The following is a 26,970-nucleotide window of genomic DNA, read 5'->3' as shown; positions in this document are numbered from 1 at the left end:
GCATGAAAGCTGTTCTTAAACACAAAGAGGCGATGATTTGCTCGACAACCAAGAAGGCCATACTGTGGCCTTCGCCGGAATCCGTGTTCTGGGCTTCAGCGGGGTGGTGGCCGGACCCATGGCTACGGCTCTGCTCGCCGGCCTCGGGGCTGAGGTCATCCGCGTCGAGTGGCCGGAACGGGCGGATAATATGCGCCGTGCGCTGTTCGTCCCCGGTATTGAACCGACCCTGGATACGAGCTGCATCTTTGCGACGGTCAACGTCGGTAAGCGCGGGCTATCGATTATCGATCGATGCGCGTCATCCCGAGGGCCGCGCCACACTCGAGCGCCATATTTCTGAGGTCGATGTAGTCACCGAGTCCTTCTCAGCCGGAGTGCTGGCCGGATGGGGTTTCTCCTACGAGCGCATGCGTGAGCTGAACCCGCGTCATTTACGTGAGCCTGTCGGGCTTCGGGCATAGCGGACGCTACAAGGAATTCCTCTCGTACGGTCCGACGGCCCAGTGCTTCAATGGGATGACGCACATGTCCGGGCTTCCCGGTGAGCAACCGGCAGGGTGGGGATTCTCGGCGATGGACGTCGTCGCCGGGTGGCATGCTGCGATAGCGGTGAACGCCGCGCTGCTTGAACGAGCGCGCAGCGGTGAGGGACAGCACGTTGACATCGCGCAGGTGGAGACTGGCCTTGCGCTGCTCGGTGGGCCTTCCTGGACTCGGCGGTGAACGGTCGTCAAGACAACGGACGCGGGGTGCCCCCGGGGAACCGGAGCGAGTGGCCGGGCGAGGGCGAGGCCAGGGCGCTCCGAGGCGAGATCGGTGCGCCGTACAACTGCTACGCGACGCGCGGCGGCGGGCGCTTCGACTATTGCGCGATCACGGTGATGAGCGATGGCCAATGGCATGCGCTGGTAGGCGTCATGAGATCGCCGGAATGGGCAGCGGATTCGAAGTTCGGCGACGTCGTCGGCCGCCTCGAGGCTCAGGACGAACTGGATGCGCGGATCGGGGGGTGGGCCGCTGGTCTGGAGAAGTACGAACTCATGGATGCCCTGCAGAACGCGGGCGTGCCGGCGAGTGCGTTGCAGTCGCCGGAGGAGATCGCTGATCACGACCCGCAGCTCGCGCACCGCGCGTTGCACATTGATGCAACCCATCCGCTGCTCGGCAAGCGTCGCTGGGAGTCCTTCGCATTCTCCCTCTCCGACACGCCTCCGGCGTTCCGGGAGCAGTGGCCGCTTCTCGGCGGCGACAACGCCTACGTGCTCGGTGAGATCGCTGGGTTGTCTGCGGAGGAGATTGAACGGCTCGACCGCGAAAACGTCACTTGGCCGGCCGGGATGCCCCAATCGGTCGCCGTAGAGGGAGCGCTGTGGTGAACACCAAGAACATTCAGGACGAAGCGCCGACCAGCGGGGCGTTGGTTGGTCTGCGCGTGATCGAGCTAGATGGGACGCTCGCGCAGTACTGCGGCAAGCTTCTCGCGGATCTCGGCGCCGAAGTCATCCGAGTCGAGCCCCGTGGCGACTCCGCGGCGCGACTTGTGCCGCCGTTCGCCGCAGACAGCGCGGGCGCGGCGCACAGCCTGCACTTCTGGCACTACAACACGAACAAGCGCTCCGTGCCCCTCGACTTCGCTGATGCGACGGACCTCGAACGACTCGCCGTTTTGGTCGAGGGAGCGGACGTCGTCCTCGACGCCACCGATACAGGTTTGTTGCACGCGCTTGGCCTGACTGCGGAGGATCTCAGCGTCCGCGCACCGCAGCTGATTCATGCTCGGATCACCCCATTCGGTGAGACGGGTCCGTGGGCGAAACTTGCGAGCACCGACCTCGTGCAACTTGCGCTCGGCGGCACGATGGCGATGACCGGATACGACGACCTTCCCGGACATAAGACGTTCCCGATCGCACCTGCAGGTGGTCAGGCAGCGCACTTCACAGGGATGATGGCCACGATCGCGATCACGGGCGCCAACTCGAGGAGATGGGATTTTGCGGGCGCGGCGAATCCCCCGACTTCGTGCGCGAGATCGGCATCGGCCCCGGAGGCAGACTGCCCATTAACACCCACGGTGGTCTGCCGTCACAGGCACACATCGGCGGGATCAACCACATCGTCGAGGCAATCCGACAACTGCGCGGTGAAGCCGGCGCCGGCCAGGTGCCCGGCGCCGAGCGGGGACTCATTACCGGATTCGGGCAATTCGGCAAGGGGGCGCTCGCCGTCTTGCAAAGTTTACGAGCACATCATCGACGGGCCGGCCGCTGTCCTGGGATGATCAGCTGCCCAGGACAGCGGCCACCTGAGTGTCAGCGAGCGCAGAGCGCGCGATCGCCCACGGGCGGTCGAGAATGCACACCGACGTGTCGCCGACGCTGACCGTCGGGGCAGCGGCGTCTCCTCGCAGCCCCGCGCGGGAGAACAAGGCGATCGCCTGCTCCGGCGTCAGCGCTTCGTCCGCTCCGATCTCGCCGCCGCCGGGCGTGCGACGGTCGACGGCGGCCTGCATCGCTTTCCAGATCTGCGGCGTTCCGAAGGGGGCGTCTGTGCCGCCGAAGAGGGAGACACCCGCCCCGATGAGCGAGCGCAACGGCTGGTAGCTCCCGCGCTCTCGTTCGCTGAGAGCTCTGATGAGGCGATCGCCCTGCGTCACGAGAAAACCCGGGTGCGCGCCCACCGTTGCGCCCGACTTCGCGACTTCCGGTATGGCATCGGGAGGACAGATGAAGGCGTGTTCGAATCGGATGGACGCACCAGACGTATTGCTGGCACACGCTGCGAGACCGAGCGCGAGCGCGGCATCTGTGACTATGTGCAACGCGACCGGAGCCCCCGCCGCGAGCGCGATCGCATCGCCGATCTCGTCGGGTGTAATCCCCAGGTGATCATGAACGAGCAGCTTGACACCGTCGAGGGCCGCGTCAGGCATGCCGAACAGGTCGAGGCTGACCGCGCCAGCGGCGGCGGAGCTGAGCGCTGCGGCATCGTTGACGCCGTTTGTGGCGGTGAGATCGGCAGCATGGACGATCCCCTGGGCACGCATCTGTCGGAACTCGTCCCTGACATCGTCATCCGTGAGGATGGACGGCAACCCGGCGAGGGCGTCATCGTGGTCCCAGAGGATCCCGTCGAGTGGCACCGAGTACCCCAGACTGGCTAGCTGTGCACGCGCGGATGCGTTGAGTACCCAATGATGCCCGCTGCGGTGCTGGATCCGGCTCGGCGGAGCACCCGGCATACCGGATTCAAGATCATCGAGGGTGAGCTGTCCGATTCGATCGCTGTCGTATCCGACCAGGCGCAGTGACGTGCCCGCCCGCTGGTGGTGGTGCATCCTGGCGAAGAGCTCATCGCGGTCTCGAACGTCACCGACTTCGATCGATCTGCGTCGTGCGGCCGCGGAGCGAACGTGTGTGTGATGGTCCCACAGGCCGGGAATGAGTGCGCCCCCACGGGCATCAAAAACGGTCATGCCTCTGGGCGAGTGTGCGGCCGAGCTGATCTCTTCGATCACACCGTCGCGGAGGACCACACGCTGATCCGGGCTGCCATCGACTTCCGCGTGAATCACACAGCTGATCATCGCCCGCGCCCGTTCGCCGTCAGCCATCGGGCTGTGCCCCGGAGGTTCAGATCGACGGTTCCACTCATGCCTGCATGGAGAAGCCCCATCGCGGCGGTCGCGGCCAGCAGGCCGGTCGCGGGGTCGGCAAGGGCATCGGCAGCGAAGACTGGTCCGCCTTCGGCCCAGCCGACGGCGCCTGCCGCCGCGGCGCAGTCATCGCCGAACCCCACTCGGTCGGCATCAGTGCCCGTCACGCCGCGAGCGGTGATGCGGACGAACACCTGCCCCGGTGCGGGAATGAGACCGAGAGCCGAGAGGGCGCGCGGGCGCGCGGAGACGAGCACGACATCCGCTTCAGCAAGAGAGTCCCGGATCTGCGCGCGGTCGCGGCTGTCGAAGACCACTAGTTCCTTCTCGCCGTTGAGACGCCGCGCGAATGGTTCGTCGCCAGGGGCGGGGACCTCTCGCCGGTCGTGGGCTTCGTATCGCCGCACTTGAGCGCCGGCCTGTGCGAGGAGAGCGGCAGCGAGCGGTCCCGCCCAGAGGGAGGAGTAATCGGCGACGCGGATCTCGTGCAGCGCGCGACATGCGCGCGGTGCCAGATCGCTGAGGTGAAACGGCGGCTCCGTCCATGAATCGTTGTGGCCAGGAACCGCTGCGGACGGAATGTCGAGCAGTTCTGCGTCGCGGAGAGCGTCGCCCCGCGGCGTGTCTGAGGCCCAGCGTTCCAGCTCTGATCGTTCCGGGATGAGCACTCGGCCGCCGGTGAGCGCACCGAGAGCCTCCTCGTCGGCGGGGCGCGCGATGTTGTAGGCGGCCCAACCTTCGGGGTGGCGAAGAAGCAGTCCCGCGCCGCGCAGCGTCTCACCGGCGGGCGGTGGTGCGGACATACCTGTCAGCCGAGCGCGCTCGGACAACAGGGCGCCGCCGTTCACATCGACCTGTGCGCCGATCGCTCGAGAGGTCCGACGCAGCCGCTGGGCGACCGAGTCCATGCGGCCGATCACGTCGCCGTTCGGCACCGCACCGGTCGCGGTGATCTCTGCGGCGCCAGCGGCCCGCCACTTCTCGGCCGGCGACAGAGAGCTCTGTGGGGAATCGGCGCCGTGGCCGGTGAAGAACTCGGGCGACAACGTCGTGAGGGCGCTCATTCGCTACTGATCTCGTCCACGAGTCGCCAGCGCAACGCAGTCTGCGCGTCGAGCACCTGCCCGGTCAGGGTGAGAAGCAGCGTGCGCTGTCGACCGATACGGCGCGGAATGCTCACCGTGCCCCCGCATCCGGGAAGCAGACCCATCTTGACTTCGGGCAGCCGCCATCGGGTATCCGGCGAGGCGATCACGCGGTGCGCGAACGAGGACAGCTCCATCCCGGCGCCGATGACGGCTCCGTGCACCCGTGCTGTCAGTCTCGATCCGACCGCAGCGACGGCGGCGGGCAGATTTTGCTGCATGCGCATCAGGTGACTGCGGGTCGGCGAGTCCACGAGCCCGAACTCGGCGAGGTCCCCTCCGGTGCAGAAATGCCGACCTCTGGCGAGCCATTCGACCGGGGCATCATCGACCGCGCACGCGCGGAAGGCGGTGTGGAGTTCTGCCCTGGTGAACGCGTCGATCGCGTTCGCAGCCTGAGGGCGATCCAGGATTATCTGCCTGACGGAGTCGTTCTCGGTGACGTACACATGCGATTCTTCGCCTGTTGACGGAGCGGGCGTCCGGCGGGTGCTGAGCCACTCCGCGTACTCCGGACCTGCCTGGAGCGCGCTGTACGCGAGAGACTCCGCGGCAAGGGCGTCGACGATCGTGGAGTTCTCGGTCGTCCGCAGCAGCACCGCGAGGGTGATTGCTGCGAACGGTCGTTCTCGCAGCATTGTCAGCACCCGTGGCAGCTGCGTTGCGGTCAGGGAGAGATCGGCGTACGAATCCTCCTCGTCCACCGTGTAGGTGAGGATCGGAGCGGCGCGGAGGTCGGCGTAGGCGGCGAGATTCATCGAGGAACGACGTACGCGCACAGCCCACGGCAGACTTGTGGGGTCGCCGAGCATGAACTCTGTTGCGACGTCGCGCCACGATCGGGCGTGATCGACATCTTCAGGCAACGGCCGTGAGTACGCTCGAGACATCTTCATCCCTTCTTGATCCGAGATCAAGTGATGTGAATAGAGTAACTGATGACCACTCGATCGGGTAAATAAAGATGTTTTGATGAAGTGAGATGGAGAAAGTATGACGGATGGGCAAGGGGCAGGCGTGACTGCCGAGATCGAAGGCATCGCCAACTATGCGCGTCGGCTCGGCCGCCCTGCGCCGGTGGTCCGCCGGAGGCGCTTGGAGTCAAGCCTCGGCGTTCTGAGCGCGTTGCATTGGGGCGAAGCAGAGCCGCAGGTCGTCCTCCTGCATGGCGCTGGACTGCAGGCGCAGACCTGGAATCGCATGCTCCTGGACCTCGACGTTCCCGCGCTCGCCGTTGATCTTCCCGGCCACGGCGAGTCTCCTCGCAGGCCCGTCGAGGGGTACAGCATCGGCGCAATGGGTGACCTTCTCGCACAGGCGCTCACCGACGCCGGCATCGTCCCGACGTTGTTCGTTGGCCATTCCCTGGGCAGCTTCATCGCCGCCCGCGCAGCGCAAGCGATTCAAGGAGTGCAGACCCTCGTCGTTCTGGATGCGACGCCGCATCGACTGGGGACGAAGGACGCGACGAGGATGCACGCGGCGCCTCTTGACGTCCTGGTTGATGCGATGCATGCGCGCATGCCCCATCGAGATCGCGGTTCACTTGAACGAGCGGTGCTTCGGAGCACGAGAGATCGTGCCGATGGTCTGCGAGAGTGGATGTGGGATGAGGCTTTTGGTGATGCTGTCGCCCTCCGGGCGTCGGAGCGTGCGGCCACTTGGGAGTCCTTCAAGTCGGCCGCGGCCCGCACTGTCCTTGTTCGTGCCGGTCGAGGTGGAGTGCTGGATGAGGAAGCGGAGGAGTTCGCAGCGCGTGTGCCTCATTCGGCGATCATCGTCGCGGAGGATGCGGGCCATAACGTGCAGACCGACAAGCCGGAGTGGCTGGCGAGATGGCTTCGCGAGGAGATCGGCTCGCAGCGCGACGATCTTGCGCGTTGACTTGACCCGGAATATGTGTAACATCGAACAAGGCGACCGGAAGATTTGGAATTACATGTCCAACCGATTCCGCGCCTGGCCGAATCTCACATAGGAGTGAAATGAACACGACTCAACGACGTCGGCGTACGTCCTGGGCTGCGGCGCTGACTCTGTTCGCTGTCGTCCTGTCCGGATGTTCCGGTGCCGACGATGCCCCGAGCAAATCTGCCGAGACTGATCCCGATGCGACGATCTCGATCGGCGTCCGCTTCTTGCAGAACTCGTGGGATCCGTCAAAGATGCCAGGCGCGACCATCGTTCCCATCTATCAGCTGGTCTACGACAACCTGATTGGCCTTGATGCCGACCTGGATCTTGTCCCTGTTCTGGCCGAGGAGTGGGTCACCCCAGACGGCGGCACCACATGGGATCTCACCCTGCGCGACGACGCGACCTTCAGCGACGGCTCGAGCTTCGATGCTCCTGACGTGAAGGCCACTCTCGACTATTACGCGGGTGAAGGGTCCAACACAAAGGCTGATCTCGCGGAACTCAGCAGCGTGGAGGTCATCGACGACACGAACGTCCGCATCACCCTCACGAGTCCGAATGTGGGCCTGCCGAATGTGCTCGCCGGTCGCGCAGGCATCATCCTGAGCTCCGAGACCGTCGCCTCCGGTGACTTCAGTGCGCCGGTCGGCACGGGAAAGTTCCTCGTCGAGAAGGATGTCGAAGGTGTCGAGGTCGGCCTCGTGGCCAATCCCGACCATTGGAACCCCGATGCGGTCAAGGTTGCCGGCGTGACGCTGCGCTGGGTCGAGGATCCGGTCGCGATGGCGAATGCGATCCGCTCAGGCGACATCGATATGGCGGTCATCGAACCCGCGCAGGCCGACGCGGTGAAGTCCGCAGGCATTCCGATGTACGACGCTTTCGGAGCGCAGCTCGTCGCGATCAGCCTCAACCCCGACCTCGCCCCCGAACTCGCTGATCCTCGCGTCCGAGAGGCGCTGAGCATGGCGATCGACCGGGAGGGCATTGTGCAGGGGCTCAACTTCGGCAGGGCGACCGTCGCAGACCAGCTGGTGGCACCGGGGCGCTTCGGGTTCGATGAGAGTCTCGACGAGATCCCCTTCGATATCGACAGGGCGAAGAAGCTGCTCACCGAGGCCGGGTATCCAGACGGATTCACATATGAGATGGCTGCTCAGGCGAACAATAAGCAGCTGGCAGAGGCCGTTCAGGCTAGCTGGGCGGAGATCGGCGTCAAGGTCGAGCTGAGCTTCCCGGCCGGCAGCGGAGTGGCGGACGCAACTTGGGCCAAGCCGACGATCCCGATCGCCACACAGAATCTGGTTCCGGACGTCGATCCTGCGCCGTTCCTCTGGCGTCACATCAGCACGGACACCATCCGCAACCCTGGAAAGGTCGCCGTCCCCGGCGTGGAGGATCTAATCCGTGAGGCGCAGGTCACCGAAGATCAGGACGCCCGTGAGGACATCTTCCATGAAATCGCGCAGGCGACGCGCGAGACGACGTCCGCATACATCCCGGTCATGTGGCGCAACTACACAATTGCGTACAGCGACGATCTCGTCGGCATGCAGGAGTGGCAGGCAGGCTACCCGATCATCGACGGAGTCGGCGTCTCCAAGTAAATCTGAGAAATCGCCGGCGGGGAGCGCCATGTGCTCCTCGCCGGCACCCCGAGCGGGACCGAGAGCAGAGGAAATTGCTGATGGCGGCGACAACGGCAGAGGGTTCGCTGAGAGGGCGAACAAGCGGAAAAGCTGAGGGGAGCCCCAAGACCACCCTGGGTGCGCTTCGGTTCGTCGGGATGAGTTTCGGTCGAATGATTCTTGTCTTCGTGGCGACGACGCTGCTCGTTTTCAGCTTGACGTCTTTGGTCCCCGGAGATCCTGCGCTCACACTCGCGGGCGAGGATGCCGACCCCGCGACGGTGGACCTCATCCGGGAAGAACTCGGGCTCAACCGTCCGTGGCTTGTGCAGTATGCCACGTGGTTCGGCGGTCTTTTCGTCGGCGACCTCGGTACCTCATTCGTGCACCGAGTGCCCGTGAGTGGTCTGATCGTGGACAGATTCCCCGCCACTATGTCGATCGCACTGTCCGCGATTGCGATCGCGGTCATCGCAGGGGTTTTGGTCGGCATGTTGGCAGCGGCCTACCGCGGTCGCCTGGCAGACCGGATCACCACGGTTTTGTCCACGCTCGGGATCGTGACGCCGAACTTCTGGGTCGGCATGCTCTTGATCCTCGCCTTCTCGTTTGCGATTCCGATCTTCCCGGCGGTTGGCTACACGCCATTCGAAGATAATCCGGGCGATTGGCTCGCGCACATCACGCTTCCGGCGATAGCCCTGGCGCTGTCAGTGGGCGCCGAGTTGCAGAGACAGACCAGAAGCTCCGTCTCGGATATCCTCACGCAGGATTACATCCGCACGGCACGGTCGCAGGGGCTTTCCCGTTCACGGGTGCTGTGGACTCGTGCACTCAAGAATGGATCGCTCCCGGTGGTCACGGTCATCGGATACCAGATGGCAGGACTTCTGGGTGGCTCGGTGGTCGTGGAGAAGGTATTCAATATCCCCGGCCTGGGGACACTCGCGATCAACTCCGTCTTCGCCAAGGATCTTCCCGTGCTGCAGGGCATCGTGCTCGTGACGACCGTGATCGTGCTCATCGTAAATTTCCTTACGGACGTCCTCTACACGGTTCTCAACCCGAAGGTGCGGGTCTCATGACCTATACAATCCAGCTACCAGAAAGCCGCCCGCGGAGGGTTGGCTTCGCAGTGCGCTTCGCTAAGCAGAAGCTCGCGATTGCCGGACTCGTCACGCTGGCCATCGTCGTGATCGTCGCGGTGTTGGCCGACGTCCTCGCGCCGTACAACCCGGACGTGACAGAACTGAGGGCGGTGCTGCTGCCGCCGGGCAGCCCTGGGCACCTGCTCGGAACGGATGAACTCGGACGTGACCTCCTCAGCCGACTGATGTCGGGTGCGCAGGTGTCGCTCATCGCGGCGCTTCAGGGCACTGCCCTCACTGTGGCAATCGGAGTTGTCCTCGGCCTGGCAGCCGGGTTCTTCCGCGGATGGGTTGAACGCATCATCATGTTTGTCACCGACGTGCTGATGAGCTTTCCCGGCATCCTTTTGGCCATCGCGATCGCGGGCATCCTCGGACCCAGCCTCAATAACGCGATGGTCGCGCTGGGAATCGTGTTGGCGCCCGGGGCGATCCGACTCGTCCGCGGCTCGGTCCTCGCAGTGCGCGAGGAGACGTATGTTGAGGCGGCGCGGAGCATCGGCACGCCATCCGGACAGATCCTGGCGCGTCATATCCTCCCGAACGTGGTGCCTCCTCTGATCGTCTATATCGCTGTGCTTGCAGGTCACGTGATGCTCATCGAGGCGGGCCTCAGCTTCATCGGAGTTGGTGTGCAACCACCACAGGCGTCGTGGGGAGCCATGCTCTCCTCGGCCTTCGCATACATAGATCGCGCTCCATGGCTCGCGGTTTTCCCTGGTGTGATGATCGCGATCAGCGTGTTCGCGCTCAACCTACTCGGTGACGGAATCAGAGACTCGATCGGAAAGAAGGTGACTCGATGACTATCAGCACGCTGGATCCGATTCTGGACGTTTCTAACCTGCGCACGGAGATCGAAGTCGACGGACAATGGCTGCCCGTCGTGGACGGTGTGAGCTATTCCGTCCGGCCGGGGGAGACGCTCGGAATCGTCGGTGAGTCCGGATCAGGCAAGAGCGTGACGGCCATGACGCTGATGGGATTCGTGGGTCGCCGTCGTGGGCAGCGAGTCTCAGGGCAGGCCTCGTTTCGTGGACGCGACCTCATCACCACTCCGGAACGGGAACTGGCTCGCCTGCGCGGCAATGACATTGCCATGGTGTTCCAGGAACCGATGACGAGTCTGGATCCGTCCTTCAAAGTAGGCAATCAGATCGCAGAAGGAATCCGTCTGCATCAGGGAGTGTCGCGTGCCGATGCGAAACGGCTGGCGATCGAGGCGATGGACAAGGTCCGAATCCCGAACGCGAAAGTCCGCGCCGAGAGCTATCCGCATGAATTCTCCGGCGGCATGCGGCAACGAGTCCTGATCGCCATGGCGATCGCCAACAACCCTGCGCTGCTGATCGCGGACGAACCGACTACCGCTCTGGATGTGAGCGTTCAGGCGCAGATCCTGACCCTACTGGGCGAGATGCGCGACGAACTCGGTCTGGCGATGATTTTCATTACGCACAACATGGGCGTCGTCGCAGACATTTGTGATCGCGTCGCTGTCATGTATGCGGGGCAGATTGTGGAGACCGGCGATGTCGTCGACACGTTCGCTTCCCCTCAGCATCCGTACACGAGTCGCCTGCTCGCCTCGATGCCGCGGCTACGAGGCGAACGCAGTGCGCTCGAATGGATCCCGGGCTCGCCACCGCGACCGGCGGAGTTCGCCAGCGGATGTCGATTTGCGCCACGTTGTCTGCATGCGCGAGACGTCTGCCTTGCGCCGACGACTCTCGTGCAGCTCGGCGACGGGCGTGCGAATCGGTGCACCCGCGATGTCGAGTGGAAGGAAGACACCACATCATGAGTAAAGTCGCCAAGACAGAGGCCGTGTTGGAGGCCGAGAACCTCGTCGTATCCTTCCCCGTGGTTCGCGCCGGCCACCGCACCACGGTGCAGGCTGTTCGCGGGGTCGACATTTCACTCCGCTCTGGCGAGACGCTGGGCGTGGTCGGGGAGTCCGGCTCGGGCAAGTCGACGCTCGCGCGAGCTGTGATGCGGCTTATCAACTCCGAGGGTCGGATTGTGCTGCTTGGCACCGACGTTACTGATCTCAGTGAGCGGCAGTTCCGTTCGCACCGTCGAACGGTGCAGATGGTGTTCCAGGATCCTTACTCCTCTCTGAATCCTTCACTCACCGTCGGGCAGAGTATCGCGGAGCCGCTCAAGGTTCACGAGCGGATGTCGCGCACGGAGCGTCGTCGGCGCGTCGATGAGGTGCTGGATCTCGTCGGACTGCGCCCGGATTTCGCCGATCGTTATCCTGACGAGTTCTCCGGCGGGCAGCGACAGAGGATCGCGATCGCCCGGGCGATCGTGCTCGAGCCCGAGATATTGATCTGCGACGAGGCGGTCAGCGCGCTGGATGTTTCCACGCAGAACCAGGTACTGAGTCTTCTGGAGAGTCTGCGCGAACGGCTGGGGCTATCCTATCTCTTCATCTCACACGACCTCGCGGTGGTGCGTCATATCGCCGATCGTGTCGCAGTGATGTACCTCGGCGAGGTCATGGAGGAAGGGCCGGTTGATCGCCTCTTCGAGGCTCCGGCACACCCATATACTCAGGTGCTGCTTGAAGCGGTGCCGGAACCTGACCCCGAACTGCAGCGTTCCGCGACAAAGCGGGTGCTCGAGGGCGACATCCCTGACCCGACCGATCCTCCGCCTGGATGTTCCTTCAGCGGTCGGTGTCCGTATGCCATGCAGATCTGCGACACGCAGCCTCCCCCTGTGGTCGCAGTCATCGGCGGCGGAACCTCACGTTGCCATCTGCACACGAGCGGTCCGACACTCAACGGGGCGCCACTCACCGCTCTTCCGCTCGTCGTATCGACGACTCGGACGGATCGTGCGCCGCAATGACTCAGAAATGGCAAGGTGCACGAAGTGTGAAACGCCTGGAGTCTGTGCGTGAGGCGACCAGTCTGAACCGCGCCTACAACGAGCGGATGTGGGCGGATATCTCCGCCGGGCAGCAGTTCGTGTTCGGGTACGGCCCGATGGAGCTCTTCAACGCTATGGGGCTGTATCTCGTCCTGCCCGTGCAGTACGGCTCAGTGATGGCTGCGAAGCAGCTGTACGGGCACTATCAGGCGGCGATCGAGCGACGCGGCTTTTTTCCATCGCTGTCGAGTTACGAGAGTCTTCCGCTGGGCTATTGCTTCGAACCGGATGATCACGCGCCGTACGGCGGATTGCCCAAACCCGCCGCAATCTTCGGTGGGTACATGCAGGAACCGGGGATCTACGAGCTTTACGCGCGAGAATTCGGCGTGCCGGTGCTGCTCACCGACGATCCCTATCGTCAGCTGCAGATACCCGACGGATGGTGGGAGGGGCCCGAGTGGCGTGACCCTAGGATCGTCGATTTCTCGGTCTCCGAGCTGCGCAGTGCCATTCGGCTGCTGGAGCAGCTGACCGGAGTGCCTTACCGTGAGACCGACCTTCGCGAGCTCATGATGCGCGCCAACGAGATGTCGGAGTATTACGAGCGCATCGTACAGCTCGGCTGGGGCTCGGGCGGCCCGGCGCTATTCACTGCGACCGATGCCTATTCGGAGGTCGCGATCTTCGAGACGCACTTCGGTCATGAATGGGCACTCGACCACGTGAAGCGTGTGCATGACGAGGTGGTCCAGCGTGCTGCCGATGGGGCTTTCGCTGTCCCGCAGGAACGCACACGGCTGCTGTGGGCCGGCACGCCGATCTGGTTCAATCTCGGCTTCCTCAATGCATGGGAAGAGAGCCACAGCACGGTGTTCATCGAGACGATGTACCTGCCCCGTGCGAAGCGCCTCATTCAGGATCCTTCTGAGGATGCTTTGCGTGCGGCGTTCCTTCGGCGTCACATGAAATACACCGGAAGCAGCCCCAAGGCCGCGGCCGAACTTGTGATCGCACAGTGTCGCGAGTTCGGTGTCGACGGTGTCGTCCTGCCCGCGCGAGCCGCGACCCGCGACACCGTGGCATCGTCTCGCTATATGGCATTGGCACTCAAGAAGGCAGGCATCGACGTTCTTCTGCTGGACTATGCGCCGTTCGACAGCACAGCGTGGGATGAAGAATCGATGCGTGCGCAGGTGACGACCTTCATCGAAGGAATCCAAATCGCCACTGCGCAGACCTGACCGTCACCGCAAAGTCAATGATCGGGTCTACATCGCATGCATGTGGATACCTGACCTTCTGAAAACACTGAGATTCACGAGCACGGAACAGGCGAACTGGAATCACGACATATAACATTTTTCCTGCGAACGAATGCTAGGCTATTACTAATCTTGCTCTTTGGGGGTACACATGGACTGCGACGACGCGTTCACCGTCTTTCATCAGGTTGTGGCGAACCGGTGGAACCCGCGACGCATCAGCGAGCTCGCCGGTGTCACGGACGAGCCGATCGCCGGATTCCTGGACACCGGATTCCCGGAAGAGATCGCAATCGCCGCCGGCTACCGGACGATGCTGCTCACTGGAGATCTCGCCGTTGCCGCGGATCGGGTCAGCCCGGAGCTCGATGTCTCCGCCCCGGCGCGGATCCGACACCTATACGAGTCCTTGGTGACCGGACGTCACAACGAGTGTGAGGTGCTGTGCGTCACCGGTGGCGATCGCTGGATCGGCGAGACGGCGGGCTTCTTCGAGGTCTACCGTGAGGTGTTCGGCGCCCCCGACATCGCGCACACTCTGTACCTCGAGCGTGCGCGTGGGACATTCGCAGAGCACCGGGAGTACAACCGCGAAGGTATGCGCCGATTCGCTGCGGAGATCTCGGAGATCGCGCCGCGGCGCGTGACACCCGAGCATCTCTGGGAGGCGGTCCGGTTGGTCAACCGCACGCGTGCCCTTCTGCGAGAGGTTGAATCGCTGCGCAGCGGGGACGCGCCGCTCCTGACCGGTGTCGATGCCAACGCCATCACCCTTGCCGCGATGCTTATGCCGAAGAAAGCGTTCAACGCGGCTCTCGAAGCATCGCTGAACCGTCGGGATCGCTGGAGCGCGCCCCGTCGAGGGCCGCGCATATTTCTCACCGGAAGCGCCATAGATCATCTCGGATTCGTACGTCTGGTAGAAGATCAGGGAGCGGTCGTGGTCGGCGAAGACACTGAGTTCGGGATGCGGTACGCCCATACCCCCGTCGCCGAGAGCACGCCTGACCCGTTCGAGGCGCTCGCCGACCGCTGGACGTATAAGTTCCCGGAGAGCTGGGGTTTCGGGCGCGAGCGGCGGATCACCCAGCGAGTGCAGATGGCCGTCGAGGCCGAACCCGACGCGGTGGTCGCCGTGCACCTTCGCGGGGACACGGCGTACGGATGGGACTTTCCCGACCAGTCGGACGCTCTTGAAGCCCGCGGTGTCGCCACTCTGGCGTTGCCGGATTCCGATTACGCATTGTCTGATGCGCACCAGTTGCAAGAGAGCGTCGCGAGTTTTATCGGCGGACTGCGCGCCACTGGGCCGCGCGCCGCGAGCGAGAGAACAGAGGAGACGCAATGACTGCGATGCTCGAAGGGGTCCGTGTCCTGGACCTGAGCGATGAGATGGGCTTCGTCTGCGGCAAGATTCTTGCCGAGTTGGGTGCCGAGGTGATCAAGGTCGAGCGACCCGGCGGAGATCCGGCTCGGTTCCTCCCTCCCTTCCGCGGCGATGAGCCGGGAGTGGAGAACAGTCTGTACTGGCGTGCGTTCAACGCAGGCAAGCGCAGCATCGTGTTGGATCTCGATGACGAGAAGGATGCCGCGACATTCCGCACGATCGCTCGTACATCTGCGATCATCATCGAGGGGTCGGATCCGACGGCGCTGGCACGACGCGGGCTCGCTGTCGCCGACCTCCGAGCGGAGAACCCTGCGCTTATCGGAGCATCCGTCACTCCGTTCGGACGCACCGGGCCGTACTCCAGCCATATCGCATCGGAGTTGACCGCCGTCGCGATGAGCGGTGTGCTGAACAACACCGGCGATCCCGACCGTCCTCCCGTGAAGGAGTCGCTGGACTCCGGATACTTCCACGCCGGAGTCGCTGCTGCCCTGGGCATCATGCTGGCCTACTTCGATGCGGACGTCTCCGGGCAGGGACAGGATGTCGATGTCTCGGTGCAGGAAGTCGCCGCGAGTAGGATGACGTCAGCGATCGTCGCATGGAGCGAGCAGTTGGCACTGTCCCGCGAAGGGCACAAGTCTCAGCTCGGCCCGACGGCAACTGATTGGTTTTGGCCCTGCCAGGACGGTCATCTGTTCTGGCACATGCTGGGCGGCGCGTTCGGTGCGACGGCGAACAAGGCGCTGTCGGACTGGATCAGCGAGTACGTGCCGGTGCACCCGCTGCAGGAGATCGACGACTGGTTCGCGTTCGACAAGGCGGGCATCACCCAGGGGGAATGGGATCGTTTCGCCGCGGTGATCGGACCCTTCTTCGCTCAGTTCACGCGCGAAGAGATCAGTCGAGAATCGATTGCACGTGGAATCAACGCCGCCGTGGCAAACGAGCCCGGCGATATCCACGCCTGCGAGCATCTGCGTTCGCGGGACTACTGGGCCCGCGTGGAGGACCCCGCTCTCGGCGAGATCGACATCCCACGCTACTTTTTCAAAGCCAGCGTTTCGAGCACAGGCATCAGCACCCCGGCACCGTTGCTGGGTGCAGACACCGAAGCGGTGCTCGCGGAGCTTGCGACAGGATCTTCCACGACGAAGAGCGTAATCTCTGAGTCATCGTCGTCCCAACCGCCGTTAGCAGGGGTCCGCGTCCTCGACTTCGGCTGGGCCCTGGTCGGCTCGATCACTGGAAAAATGCTTGGGGACCACGGGGCAGAGGTCATCCGCGTCGAGTCTTCGAAACGTCCCGACATGACGAGGGTGGATCGGCGGTTCTCGAAGTCGACGAAGACGAGCTTCGACGACAAGCCCTGGTTCGCCCACTTCAACACTTCAAAGAAGAGCCTTGCGATCGACCTAAAGAACCCGGCCTCTCGTCGAGTCATCGAGGGGCTCATCCGCCAGGCTGATGTCATCAATGAGAATTTCACGCCCGGAACGATGGCCGCCCTCGGATACGGCTATGAGGACGTACGCAAGATCAACCCCAACGTGATCTACATCAGCGGCAGCATGTTCGGCCAAACCGGACCGCTCGCGAACGAGTGGGGGATCGACGGAACGGGGGCAGCGATCTCTGGGCGTCTTCATCTCACCGGATGGTCGGACCGCACGCCGATCACTCCGAGTGCCGGAATTTATGGCGATTACATCGTGCCGCTTGTCAATGCGATCGGTGTCGTCGGAGCGCTTCTTCACCGACGTAGTACCGGCGAGGGGCAATACCTCGAGGCCAGCATGTATGAGGTGACCGCCCAACAGATCCTGCCAGCCATCCTCGACTTCGAGGTGAACGGCCGTGAGCAGAATCGCACGGGCAACCGGGTGCCGAATGCGGCACCGCACGGTGTGTACCCGTGCGTCGGAGACGACCGCTGGTGCGCGATCGCCGTCTTTGGCGACGAGGAGTGGGAGCGTTTCGTGGCGGCGATCGGTGCACCGGCGTGGACCTCGAATCCCTCGTTCGAGACGCACGAAGGTCGTAAACGTGACGAGGATCGTCTCGATGAACTGGTCGCCGAGTGGACGAGCACGCAGGACCCGCATGACGTGATGCACACACTGCAGGCAGCGGGCGTGCGCGGCGCAGCGGTGCAGACCCCACACGACTTCATCGATGCGGATCCGCAGCTGATCCATCGCGAGTTCATGAAGGATGTGCCGCATTCCGTGCTCGGGGCGTTTCCGCACCAGGTTCCTCCGTTCCGCCTGACGCGTACGCCGGCGGTTATCGGGCCGGCGCCCAGGATGGGCGAGCACAACGAGGACATCGTCACGCACACTCTCGGGTTCGACGAAGCGGAGTACATCGAGCTGCTCCTGGAAGGTGTACTGCAGTGAGCGCGGAGACATTCAGCGGAACCGAGCGTCTCAGCGGAAAGATAGCGATCGTCACCGGTGCGGGCACCGGCATCGGCCGTGCGATTGCCCGGATGTTCGCACGTGAAGGTGCACGTGTGGTCATCGCCTGTCGCACGGTCGACACCGGTGAACAGACCGCAGAGCTCATCCGAGACGCCGGCGGCGAAGCGCTGTTCATACGCACCGATGTCGTCGACGAGAACGATGTGCGAGCACTCGTCGACGAGACCGTACGCACCTTCGGCGGGATCGACATCCTCTGTAACAACCATGCCGTATACGGCATCGAGCCTGCGGAACTGTTCGATCTGACCGAGGACGTCTGGGACCAGACGATGAATGTGAACGCCAAGGGCGTGTTCTTCACGATGAAGCATGTCCTCCCAGTAATGCGCGATGGTTCCGGCGGTTCGATCGTCAACATCTCGTCCATCGCGGCGCTCGTGAAATCGGCACTGCCGGCCTATGCAGCATCCAAGGCGGCTGTGAACGCTCTGACGAAGGCCGTCGCCGCACAGGCCGCTGAGTATGGCGTCCGCGCCAATGTCATTACCCCAAGCACGATCGAGACCGATCGACGCACGGAGCTGGCGCAGACGTCTGAGTACAAGAACGACTTCATCGCGACGACGGCGGCAGAGCAAGCATCTAGGCCGATCATCAGCAAGGTGCTCCCCGGGTTCGGTGAACCCGACGACATTGCTTACGCCGCGACATTCCTGGCATCCGACGAGTCCTCGTACATCACCGGTGCCGTTTTGCCCGTGGATGGCGGCACGACGCGCACGCGCACGGACTGATCACCGTGAACTCAGAAAGAGGGACAGCAATGAGTAGGGGCAGAATTGCCGGAAAATCGGCGATCGTCACGGGCGCGGGAAGCGGCATCGGTCGCGGTATCGCGAAGCGCTTTGCGGAGCAAGGGGCTGCCGTCACCGTCGCGGACATGGCACTGGACGCTGCCGAGGAGACCGTCGCGCAGATCGCCTCGACGGGTGGGCGGGCGATCGCCGTCCGTACGAACGTCACCAGCGCCGAGGACGTCGCCGCAATGGTGGACGCCACGGTGACAGCGTTCGGCGGAGTGGATATCCTCGTGAACAACGCGGGTATTTCGTTCGGCGACACGCTCAAGCTGCACGAGCTCGAGCAGGATGCCTGGCAGTTGATCATGGACGTGAACCTCACGGGCGTGTTCCTCTGCTGCAAGTACACTCTTCCCTCGATGATCGCGCGCGGCGGTGGATCGATCGTGAACATCGCCTCCGCGGCAGCCATCGGCATGGCACCGCGGGCGGCGTACGCCGCCTCGAAGGGGGGAGTGGTCGCGATCACTCGCAGCCTCGCCTTCCAGTACGGCGAGAACAGCGTCCGGGTCAACGCGATCTGCCCTGGCCCAGTCGAGACACCGATGAGTAACGCGGTGCGCGCTTCCGGCATGTATGACGACGACGGGATCGTCGATCTGTCAATCAAGCGCAGAGGCACCCCGGAAGACATTGCAAACGCCGCACTGTACTTCGCATCTGACGAGGCGCGCTACGTGACCGCAGATGTGTTATCCGTCGATGGCGGAGCTCTCCGCTTGCGCGCCGAGCGATTTTGTGGCCGTTGACGGCCCAGAGAAAGGAACCGAACATGAGCAAATGGAGCCCAGGAACCCGCCTGTACAGCGCGGTCTCCGCAGTCGAAGCGATCATTGTCACAGGCGCGGACGTTGAGCTTTCCTGTGCCGGTGAGCCGGTTCTCACTGCGCGTCCCGACGGCGTCGAGTTCACCGCCCAGGGCGCGGAACTCGCCGTCGGCAAGCGGCAAGAGGACGCTGACAGCGGCCTCGTCGTGATGATCACACGTCCGGGTGCCGGACCGTTCACCGCGGACGGTCGCGAGCTGACGCAGCGGGCGGCCACCGCCCTGCCGTCTTCGGACTGACATGAGCATCTCAGTCCTGCTCAGCACCATTGCTGAGATCGTGCCGGAACGCGTGGCGATTACCGACGGCACTGGATCGATCACCTATGGCGATGTGCACCGTGACGCCGGACGGCTTGCTTCGCGTGCGGTCGCGGAGGGTGCCGAGTGCATCGCCTTCATCGGAACGAACTCCGCGGCGGTGCCGCTGCTGCTGTTCGCTGCTGCCGAAGCAGGTGTGCCGTTCGCACCGCTGAACTACCGCCTCGCCGACGAACAGCTCCGCCGTCAGACCGAGCGGTTGGGACGTGCCCTGATCGTCACTGACGAAGCCGGTGCGGCCCGTATCGGCGCACCCGCCGACTGCATCGTGATCGACATCGCTGAGGCGCGCAGCCCCGAGCCTGTCGAGTCGATGCCAGGCGGAGCCGGTGACGTCGCCGTGTGGCTGTTCACGAGCGGGACGACTGGCGAGCCCAAGATCGTCGAACTCAGTCATGAGAACCTCACGTCGTACATCCTCGGTACTGTCGAGATGCTGTCCGCCCCGGAGGAAGACGCCGCACTCGTGAGCGTCCCGCCCTACCACGTGGCCGGCATCGCAGCCGTGCTGTCGTCGGTGTTCGCGGCCCGCAAAATGGTGTACCTGGAGTCCTTTGACGCGGAGGGCTGGATCGCCGCTGTGCGCGACAACTACGTCAGCTCGGCGATGGTCGTTCCGACGATGTTGCAGCGTATCCTCGATGCCCTGACAGCCACGGGCGAGACTCTCCCGTCGCTGCGTGCCCTGTCCTATGGTGGCGGACGCATGCCGATGGAGCTGATCCGCGCGACTCTGGAATACCTGCCTCACGTCGGATTCACGAACGCCTATGGCCTCACTGAGACCAGCTCGACGATCGCTCTGCTCGGCCCGGACGATCACCGTGAAGCACTCGCCTCCGAGGATCCGGCAGTGCGGGCTCGACTGGGGTCGGTCGGTCGACCGATCCCGTCGATCGAGCTCGAGATCCGTGGGATCGATGGTTCCGGAATGTCCGACGGTGAGGAGGGCGAGATCTGGGTGCGGGGCCCGCAGATCTCCGGCGCTTATCGTGGAATGGACTCGCACCTCGTCGATGGCTGGTTCGAGACAAAGGACCGGGGCTTGGTCGACGCGGGCGGATACCTGTTTCTCAGCGGCCGGGCGGATGACGTCATCATCCGTGGTGGCGAGAACATCTCGCCCGGCGAGATCGAGGATGTCCTGCGTGAAGACCCATCCGTCGTGGATGTCGCTGTCGTGGCGCTCCCGGATGATCAGTGGGGTGAGGTTCCGGTCGCTGTGCTTGTGCCGATGCCGGGTGCTGAGATTGACGTTGCAGCGTTGAAAGTCCTAGTGCGCTCCAGGTTGCGCTCTTCTCGTGTGCCTGCGGAGGTCATCATCTGGGACGAGCTTCCGCACAACGAAATGGGCAAACTGCTCCGCAAGGACATCCGTGCAGCGCTTGTGAATCGCCCTGCATGATCACATCGGCGAACACGACCGGGACATGGTCCAATTGGACCGGGTCCCGGTCTGTCGCTGTCTTGCGCGAGGTCTTCGCCACTGACGAATCTGACGTCGTGGCCGCGGTCGCGCGTGCACGAGATGAGGGCGTTGCCCTCCGTGCAGTCGGCACCGGTTACTCATGGGGTGAGGCGGTGGGGCACGGTGCCGTCGTCGTGCGGACTGAGGGTCTGCGCGGCGTGCGAAACGTCGATTTGCGGCTGGGAACGGCGCGGATCGCGGCCGGAACTCCGCTCCAGGACGTGTGCCGAGAGCTTCGAGATGTAGGGATGGAGCTGCCCACGATCGGTGGGTTCTCCGGCCAGAGCATCGCGGGTGCAATTGCGACCGCGACGCACGGAACAGGTGTACGACAGAAGTCGCTCTCCGCCTACGCCACAGGGTTCCGTATCGTCGATGCATCCGGTCAGATGCGTGATGTCGGCGAGGGCTGCTCCGAGACTCTGCGTGCCGCACGTGTCGCAATCGGCGCGTTGGGAATCGTCACCGAAGTAGAGATGCAGGTGCAACCCGCGACGTGGTTGCGGACCGAGGACTCGTGGCATGCGCAATTCGATCCCTCATGGTTGAGTGCGGATGACGGGATTCGTCGGGCGGTGCGCTGGCATCCGAATGGTTACGGGGCGCCCGGTGGTAGTTGGTTCCAGCTTCGGGAGTGGATACCGGCGCGTGCAGAGCACGACGGCGCGCACCCCAGCCACGTGGCACTCGCGACAGCCGGCGCTATCAGGCCGCACAACTTCACCGTCACGGAACATGCGGTACCTGTCACGCGGGCGGACGAGGTGATGGACGCTGTCGCGAGGGCTCTGGATCGGGCGCCTGGAGTGCTGACTGGTATGCCCCTAGCCTTGCGGGTAGTGGCACCGGATGATGCGCACTTGTCGCCGTACCGAGGTTCGGAGGCGATGATAACTCTTTCGGCCGCTGCACACAGTGCCAAGGCAGGAGTCGCGCTGTTCCGTTTGGTGCACGATGTCGTGGCGCCCTTTCACGCGAAGCCACACTGGGCGAAAGAGCACTTCTATTCGCAGACCATGCTGGAAGATCGTTTCCCGGGTCTGCAAGATTTCGAGGCGGTACGCCGCAACTTTGATCCGCGCGGGATGTTTCTCACCCCGAGCATGCGAGAGTTGTTAACGGGACACATGGAGGATCAGTGTGAAGTGGAAGGGCGAGTGAGGGCGCAATGACGTCTATTGACGAGGACATCGATGTCCCAGTCTCAACTGGTGGCCAGGCAGAGGGGCGAATGACGCGGCGGATCACTGCCCGCGACATCATGGCGACCTTCTTCGCGTATTACTGGCGCAACGATCCGCGGGTCGAGGTTCCCGGAACCTTCCTGGTGGCGCTCATTGCGGACTTCGGTGTGGCGGCGCCGAACGCGCGGGCGACGCTGCGGCGGCTGGAACGTGACGACCTCATCGTCACGCGCCGCTCCGGGCGCAACCTCTTCTCCCGAGTCGCGCCGCTGGCGCGCACGCGCGCAGAACCGGGTGTGCGACGGATCCTGAACTTCGGCCGCACCGACGAGTGGAGTGGTGTGTGGACCGTTGTGGCGTTCTCAGTCCCCGAGCATCAGAGCCGGATTCGGATGGCTCTGCGCGACTCGCTCCGCCTGGAAGGCTTTGCGCCGTTCTATGACGGCGTGTGGATCGCACCGGGCGACCTGCGCGAGACCGCCATCCGCAAGGCAGATGTGCGGGGCGTGGAGCAGCTCAGTGCGCACCTCGTCGATGACTCCTCATTCGTCATCCGGGGCCGTCAACCCATCGACTCCTGGGATCTTGAGGGCATCAACGCGGCCTACGCAATGGTGCTCGACGAGGCCGGCGAACTCGCACGCCAGTTCGCCGACGGGGCGCTCTCGCCGACGGCAGCGTTGGTGAGACGCACGCTCCTGCTCACCCGCTATCGGAGGCTCGTGCCGTTGGATCCGGGTCTCCCGCTGGCGCTCATGCCGGATGGATGGCTTCGACGAAACGCGCGTGACGCGGTTGCCGGTGTCTTCAACAACCTCGGACCCTTGGCGACGTTCCGTTTCGAACAGCTGCTGACCGGGATTGATGAGCCTTGGTCCGAGCGTGTGCGCGCCGCCGCACTGCTTTCGCTCGACGAACTTGCCGCTGTCGAACCGGGCATAGACGCAGAGCTAGGCGCCTAACTTCGTTGTGATGCCATCGGGACCGGTGCAATGTCACCAGTCCCGATGGCAAGCACGAAGTGCTTCAGAGTTCGACTGCTCGACCGACGGAGAGCATGAGTCGGTTGGCCCAGTTGAAGTAGGCGGCACTTTGGATCATGTCAACGATTGCGATGTCTTCGAGCCCACCCTCGCGCAACGCAGTGATGTCCTCGACATCAAACGCGATGGGGCTCTGTGCCAGCGCCTCGGATGCCGCGACGATTGCATTCCAGCGCTCCCCGAGGTCGGCGCTCGTTCCCTCCGCGAGCAGACGATCGAGATCCTGCGGTCGCTTTGAGAAATTCGACGATGTTCGCGCATGTACCGAAGCGCAGTACACGCACCCGTTCGTGCGTGAGACCGCCGTTGCGGCGAGTTCTCGTTCCGCGCGGGGGAGTCCGCCGTCTGACTCTTTTGTGAAGATGTCACGGTCCATCAATGTGCGCGCGCGCAACACTTCAGGGTCACGTACTAGCAGCCGAAAGTAGTCGAAATCCGCGCGCGGCGGGTTGATGACGCCGTCCCAGTGGCGTTCGGTGAAATCTTCCCTCGGCAGGGGCTCGAGCCACGGGACCCATCCGATGGTGTCGCGGGTAAAGCCTTGAGGGTGGGGCAGATCGTAGGACAGTGCGGTCGGTCGTGCAGTGGTATCGGTCATGCTGACATCTCCTTCTCGAGCACACGCAACCCCGCGGCAACACGCTGTTGGAAAGCAAGGAACGACACCAGCTGCGACAGGGTCACGACGCCATCGATGCTCCACCCAGCCTCGAGCAGGCGCTCATGCGCGCCACGATCCGTCTCCCGTGGCCGGTATACGAGAAGGTGAGTGTGCTCCAAAGCGGCCGCGATCCGCGCGCCGAAAACTTCATCCGATGCTTCATACCGAAACCCTTCGGTGCTCTCCGCCGCCAGGCCGGGCTCGGAGAATCGTCCGAACGGGCCGGTCGTGGCCGACGCTACTGCAGCTGCCAGCACGGTGTCGGTCACATCCGCTTCGAAGTGGCGCGCGCCCTCGCCATAGAATGCCGACGCCGCGTCGTCGGAGGTTAACCGTGTCGCGAAAGCGGCAATGACCCATCGTTCCGCGATGGTGAACGCGGTGTCATCGACGGGGTGGAACAATGTGTCGAAGCTTACCTGCGCCTGCTCACGCGCAACATCGCGGCGTAGCCCGCTCGCTTTTCCTGGGGCAAGATGATCAATAACATCCGGCGGTATCACAAACATTAACGTCCTCCTTCTGGTGAAATCGATGCATCCCATCCGAGATTTGGCGCGACATCGACGGCGAAAAGCTCGATGGCACGCATTGTCTGCTCGTGGGGGGCATCGACAGGGTGTATCTGAATCGCAAGCTCGTCCACGTGGGCGAGAACCGGATCTTTTGACAGTGCGGAGATGACCTCCTCAGCAGTTCCAAGGGTGTTGTCGCCATTCGCGATGAGTTCTTCGAGCGGCGCGGATGCGTCGCGGCCGAGCAGACGCGCCATGCGGCGCAGACCAGCATCTGCCTGCCTCATCGCCTCCGCGCGATCATCTGCGGTATACACCGTTCGCGATGCCATGATCCGCGGCTCGATACCATCTGGCAATGCATCGAGATACGCCTCGATAATGGGCATCTGCAGGGCATACAGCGGCGCATTCGGCTGATCGGCCGGGCGTGGTTGCGTGCGACTCAGCATGAGGCCGTGGCCCGCCGCGCCAGCACGATGCCCACCCGCGGCAGAGAATGTTGCCTGCCAAACTCGAGCTGGCATGGACCCTGCATCCGGATAAAGCGTGTTTCCTCCGCCCAGATCGGCGCCTGTCAGCGCATCGATGAACGTCGCCAGTTTCCGCTCGAAGTCGATTGTCTTGTCTGCCAGCTTCAGCCCGAACGGAGCGAAGGAACTGGGCGTCCCACCGCTACCCAAACCGATGTCGATCCGGCCGTCGGAAAGGACGTCCGCAACCACAGCATCTTCGGCCACGCGGACCGGGTCTTCAAGAGTTAAAGTGATGACACCGGTGCCCAGTCGGATCCGTTCTGTTTGCCTGGCCACATCAGCAAGAAACACGAACGGCGACGGCAATCCGCCCTCTGCAGGATGAAAATGGTGTTGAGCAACCCACGCGCGGTGATACCCCAGACGCTCGGCGTGCTGAATCTGTTCGGTCGCGAAACGATATCGTTCGGCAGCGCTCACATCCTCGAGCAGCCGGGTGAAGTACGAGATTTTCATGCGGTCCTTTCTTTCTGTCAAGCAGGTTCGGTGCTGCCGGCGGGGTATTGCCGGTGTCTCGTCATGGCGAGGTAAGGCCGACGCCGTTGAGGATCGGATATCCCGCCTGCCACTGCTGCATTCCGATGAGATCGTCGGTGTACGCGATCGTGTAGTTTCGCCAGATGACTGGAATGTGCGCGGGGATCGTCTCACTGGTCAGCTCGGCAACCTCCCGAATGATCTCTTCGCGGTCATCGTTGTCCACCGTGATCTGAGCTTGATTCATGAGGGTCGTCAGGCCCGGAACCTCGACTTTGCCAGGGTTGGCGGGGGATTCGAGGCTCAGATAGCGCCTGAGGAATGAGGTGGGATTGAGATCCGGGACGAAGTTCCTGATTCCGAGTGGGATTGAGGAGTTTTCCCAGGTCTCGGCACCGGGGAGCGGGAACACCAGTTCGGCGGTCACGCCGAGCTCGGCCCAGCTGGCCTGGACAGCCACAGCAAGTTGCTTGTTGTTGGCCGGAGTGGACATTTCGAGCGTGAACCCGTTCGGGTAACCAGCTTCCGCGAGCAGTTTCCTCGCCCCTGCTAAGTCATACTGAGTCTCTTCTATATCGGTGTTGAAGCCGAAACGGTCCGGTGCGGTGAACTGATTTGCAGCGGATGCGTGACCGAACATGATGCCATTGACGATTCCTTCGCGGTCGATAGCCATGGAAAGCGCCATGCGAATGCGAGGATCGGCGAGCTCGGGGCTGAGAGTCGGATTCATGCTGATAGCCACGAGTTGAGCACTTCGAATCTCGTAGGTCTGCAGCCCTGCATCTTTGATGGCGTCAGTGCCCTCGGGGTCGATGATCCCCATATCGATATCAGCCGAGCGCAGCGCGTTCACCATCCCCGTCGGGTCGTTGAACTGCAACACATTCACGCCCGCCAGCTTCACGGCATCTGCGTTCCGGTAGGTCGGGTTCCGCACGAACTCGGTTTCCGTTCCGGGGACTTCCTGGTCCAAGATGAACGCGCCTGTGCCCACCGGTACGGAAAAGTCCCCCGACTCCAGAACCTCTGAACTGAGGATCATCCCTGCACGGCCTGCGAGCGTCTCCGGGAAGCTCGCGTCAGCGGCCGAAAGCGTAATTCGTACGTGGTGGTCGTCGACGGCCTCGACGCCGATCACTCCAGCGAGATCGCTACGGACGTTTGAACTCACCGCGGCGTTGTGTTTCAGCGTGGACGTGACGTCCTCAGATCCGAACGTTGTCCCATCGCTGAAGCTCACGTTTTTGCGGAGCGTGATGTCCCAGATCGTGCCATCGTTCGGCGTTGCCCACTTCTCGGCGAGGACCGGGACGAGGTTGAGGTTCGCGTCCAGCCCGATTAGGTTCTCGTAGACAAGCTGGTAGATCGGCACGATGGTCGCCCCCGGCATCTTCGACGGGTCCCATGAGTTCTGGAGAAAACGGACGCCGACTGTGATGGTCGAACTCGGATCAGCCTCAGCTGACACGGCGGACGTCTCCGGCATACCTCCCGCACATCCAGCGAAGAGCACAGTAGCCACGGCAAGGCCAGCGCAGCGCAGGGTAACGCGGTGTCGCCGGGTGTTGTTGTTCATGTCGCTCCTTCGTGAAGGGACCAATCAACATGCAATTAGAAAA

General features: G+C 63.4%; 25 protein-coding genes and 2 pseudogenes. 20 read left to right on the top strand and 7 right to left on the bottom strand.

The genetic code is table 11. From position 1 onward, the window contains the following. Positions 1-64 precede the first annotated feature (64 nt). From ACW5CM_RS06135 to ACW5CM_RS06115, 5 genes and pseudogenes are all read left to right on the top strand, one after another. Positions 65-343: a CoA transferase gene (locus ACW5CM_RS06135; protein ID WP_457124494.1), complete on the top strand. Its 279-nt coding sequence runs from the start codon at positions 65-67 to the stop codon at positions 341-343. After that, a pseudogene (locus ACW5CM_RS06130) lies at positions 249-726 on the top strand (CoA transferase). The gene ACW5CM_RS06135 and the pseudogene ACW5CM_RS06130 overlap by 95 nt, the downstream one beginning before the upstream one ends. Continuing rightward, on the top strand, positions 723-1,379 hold the full coding sequence (locus ACW5CM_RS06125; protein WP_457124493.1) for a CoA transferase: 657 nt from the start codon (positions 723-725) through the stop codon (positions 1,377-1,379). Before ACW5CM_RS06130 ends, ACW5CM_RS06125 begins: the two are co-directional and overlap by 4 nt. Next, positions 1,373-1,918 (top strand): annotated as a pseudogene (locus tag ACW5CM_RS06120) (CoA transferase); the annotation flags it as partial. The gene ACW5CM_RS06125 and the pseudogene ACW5CM_RS06120, both read left to right, overlap by 7 nt. Before the next feature lie 71 nt (positions 1,919-1,989). After that, positions 1,990-2,385 carry a thiolase C-terminal domain-containing protein gene (locus tag ACW5CM_RS06115; RefSeq protein WP_457124631.1) on the top strand — a complete coding sequence of 132 codons (396 nt, stop codon included), beginning with the start codon at positions 1,990-1,992 and terminating at the stop codon, positions 2,383-2,385. Here the strand turns inward: ACW5CM_RS06115 and ACW5CM_RS06110 are convergent. Genes ACW5CM_RS06110 through ACW5CM_RS06100 form a run of 3 tightly spaced genes read right to left on the bottom strand, consistent with a single transcriptional unit; the run spans position 2,285 to position 5,699 of the window. Continuing rightward, positions 2,285-3,616 (bottom strand): amidohydrolase family protein, encoded by a 1,332-nt coding sequence (locus ACW5CM_RS06110; protein ID WP_457124492.1) that lies wholly within the window; start codon positions 3,614-3,616, stop codon positions 2,285-2,287. The two genes, ACW5CM_RS06115 and ACW5CM_RS06110, sit on opposite strands and share 101 nt — an antisense overlap. Further along, positions 3,586-4,722: a CoA transferase gene (locus ACW5CM_RS06105; protein ID WP_457124491.1), complete on the bottom strand. Its 1,137-nt coding sequence runs from the start codon at positions 4,720-4,722 to the stop codon at positions 3,586-3,588. Before ACW5CM_RS06105 ends, ACW5CM_RS06110 begins: the two co-directional genes overlap by 31 nt. Beyond that, a complete protein-coding gene (locus tag ACW5CM_RS06100; protein WP_457124490.1) occupies positions 4,719-5,699 on the bottom strand; it encodes an enoyl-CoA hydratase/isomerase family protein in 981 nt (326 codons plus the stop codon). Before ACW5CM_RS06100 ends, ACW5CM_RS06105 begins: the two co-directional genes overlap by 4 nt. A 121-nt stretch (positions 5,700-5,820) precedes the next feature. On the opposite strand from ACW5CM_RS06100, the gene ACW5CM_RS06095 reads away from it, so the two are divergent. The 15 genes from ACW5CM_RS06095 to ACW5CM_RS06025 all read left to right on the top strand — a co-directional run bounded on the left by ACW5CM_RS06095 (position 5,821) and on the right by ACW5CM_RS06025 (position 23,078). Further along, positions 5,821-6,687 carry an alpha/beta fold hydrolase gene (locus tag ACW5CM_RS06095; protein ID WP_457124489.1) on the top strand — a complete coding sequence of 289 codons (867 nt, stop codon included), beginning with the start codon at positions 5,821-5,823 and terminating at the stop codon, positions 6,685-6,687. A gap of 101 nt (positions 6,688-6,788) precedes the next feature. Next, positions 6,789-8,327 (top strand): ABC transporter substrate-binding protein, encoded by a 1,539-nt coding sequence (locus ACW5CM_RS06090; RefSeq protein ID WP_457124488.1) that lies wholly within the window; start codon positions 6,789-6,791, stop codon positions 8,325-8,327. Positions 8,328-8,407: 80 nt separating this feature from the next. Beyond that, positions 8,408-9,433: an ABC transporter permease gene (locus ACW5CM_RS06085; RefSeq protein WP_457124487.1), complete on the top strand. Its 1,026-nt coding sequence runs from the start codon at positions 8,408-8,410 to the stop codon at positions 9,431-9,433. Beyond that, positions 9,430-10,302 carry an ABC transporter permease gene (locus ACW5CM_RS06080; RefSeq protein ID WP_457124486.1) on the top strand — a complete coding sequence of 291 codons (873 nt, stop codon included), beginning with the start codon at positions 9,430-9,432 and terminating at the stop codon, positions 10,300-10,302. Before ACW5CM_RS06085 ends, ACW5CM_RS06080 begins: the two co-directional genes overlap by 4 nt. After that, entirely contained in the window at positions 10,299-11,300 is a 1,002-nt protein-coding gene (locus tag ACW5CM_RS06075; RefSeq protein ID WP_457124485.1) for an ABC transporter ATP-binding protein, read from the top strand. Before ACW5CM_RS06080 ends, ACW5CM_RS06075 begins: the two co-directional genes overlap by 4 nt. Beyond that, a complete protein-coding gene (locus tag ACW5CM_RS06070; RefSeq protein WP_457124484.1) occupies positions 11,297-12,355 on the top strand; it encodes an ABC transporter ATP-binding protein in 1,059 nt (352 codons plus the stop codon). The genes ACW5CM_RS06075 and ACW5CM_RS06070 overlap by 4 nt, the downstream gene beginning before the upstream one ends. Positions 12,356-12,381: 26 nt before the next feature. Further along, the gene (locus tag ACW5CM_RS06065; protein WP_457124483.1) at positions 12,382-13,620 is read left to right on the top strand and encodes a 2-hydroxyacyl-CoA dehydratase; all 1,239 of its coding nucleotides are present in this window, start codon (positions 12,382-12,384) and stop codon (positions 13,618-13,620) included. Positions 13,621-13,792: 172 nt separating this feature from the next. Continuing rightward, on the top strand, positions 13,793-14,989 hold the full coding sequence (locus ACW5CM_RS06060; RefSeq protein ID WP_457124482.1) for a 2-hydroxyacyl-CoA dehydratase subunit D: 1,197 nt from the start codon (positions 13,793-13,795) through the stop codon (positions 14,987-14,989). After that, positions 14,986-17,430: a CaiB/BaiF CoA transferase family protein gene (locus ACW5CM_RS06055; protein WP_457124481.1), complete on the top strand. Its 2,445-nt coding sequence runs from the start codon at positions 14,986-14,988 to the stop codon at positions 17,428-17,430. The genes ACW5CM_RS06060 and ACW5CM_RS06055 overlap by 4 nt, the downstream gene beginning before the upstream one ends. After that, positions 17,427-18,251, top strand: a complete 825-nt coding sequence (locus ACW5CM_RS06050; RefSeq protein ID WP_457124480.1) for an SDR family NAD(P)-dependent oxidoreductase — start codon at positions 17,427-17,429, stop codon at positions 18,249-18,251. The genes ACW5CM_RS06055 and ACW5CM_RS06050 overlap by 4 nt, the downstream gene beginning before the upstream one ends. A gap of 29 nt (positions 18,252-18,280) precedes the next feature. Next, positions 18,281-19,066 carry an SDR family NAD(P)-dependent oxidoreductase gene (locus ACW5CM_RS06045; protein ID WP_457124479.1) on the top strand — a complete coding sequence of 262 codons (786 nt, stop codon included), beginning with the start codon at positions 18,281-18,283 and terminating at the stop codon, positions 19,064-19,066. A gap of 23 nt (positions 19,067-19,089) precedes the next feature. Next, positions 19,090-19,383, top strand: coding sequence for a hypothetical protein (locus ACW5CM_RS06040; RefSeq protein ID WP_457124478.1), 294 nt, complete (start codon positions 19,090-19,092; stop codon positions 19,381-19,383). Position 19,384: 1 nt separating this feature from the next. Beyond that, positions 19,385-20,869, top strand: coding sequence for a class I adenylate-forming enzyme family protein (locus ACW5CM_RS06035; protein WP_457124477.1), 1,485 nt, complete (start codon positions 19,385-19,387; stop codon positions 20,867-20,869). Next, the gene (locus tag ACW5CM_RS06030) at positions 20,866-22,104 is read left to right on the top strand and encodes a D-arabinono-1,4-lactone oxidase (RefSeq protein ID WP_457124476.1); all 1,239 of its coding nucleotides are present in this window, start codon (positions 20,866-20,868) and stop codon (positions 22,102-22,104) included. Before ACW5CM_RS06035 ends, ACW5CM_RS06030 begins: the two co-directional genes overlap by 4 nt. Continuing rightward, complete coding sequence (locus tag ACW5CM_RS06025; protein ID WP_457124475.1) at positions 22,101-23,078, top strand: PaaX family transcriptional regulator; 978 nt, start codon at positions 22,101-22,103, stop codon at positions 23,076-23,078. Before ACW5CM_RS06030 ends, ACW5CM_RS06025 begins: the two co-directional genes overlap by 4 nt. A 64-nt stretch (positions 23,079-23,142) precedes the next feature. Here the strand turns inward: ACW5CM_RS06025 and ACW5CM_RS06020 are convergent, their stop codons facing one another. The 4 genes from ACW5CM_RS06020 to ACW5CM_RS06005 all read right to left on the bottom strand — a co-directional run bounded on the left by ACW5CM_RS06020 (position 23,143) and on the right by ACW5CM_RS06005 (position 26,927). Continuing rightward, positions 23,143-23,757 (bottom strand): alkylhydroperoxidase domain protein, encoded by a 615-nt coding sequence (locus tag ACW5CM_RS06020; protein ID WP_457124474.1) that lies wholly within the window; start codon positions 23,755-23,757, stop codon positions 23,143-23,145. Next, on the bottom strand, positions 23,754-24,329 hold the full coding sequence (locus ACW5CM_RS06015; RefSeq protein WP_457124473.1) for a CMD domain protein: 576 nt from the start codon (positions 24,327-24,329) through the stop codon (positions 23,754-23,756). The genes ACW5CM_RS06020 and ACW5CM_RS06015 overlap by 4 nt, the downstream gene beginning before the upstream one ends. After that, positions 24,329-25,327, bottom strand: a complete 999-nt coding sequence (locus ACW5CM_RS06010) for a putative FMN-dependent luciferase-like monooxygenase (protein WP_457124472.1) — start codon at positions 25,325-25,327, stop codon at positions 24,329-24,331. Before ACW5CM_RS06010 ends, ACW5CM_RS06015 begins: the two co-directional genes overlap by 1 nt. A gap of 61 nt (positions 25,328-25,388) precedes the next feature. Beyond that, positions 25,389-26,927 carry an ABC transporter substrate-binding protein gene (locus ACW5CM_RS06005; protein WP_457124471.1) on the bottom strand — a complete coding sequence of 513 codons (1,539 nt, stop codon included), beginning with the start codon at positions 26,925-26,927 and terminating at the stop codon, positions 25,389-25,391. Between the last annotated feature and the right edge of the window lie 43 nt (positions 26,928-26,970).

The sequence above is a fragment of the Microbacterium wangyouchuni genome (assembly GCF_054072595.1).
Note: the sequence above shows the minus strand (reverse complement) of the source record. Positions and strands in the feature narration are given on the sequence as shown.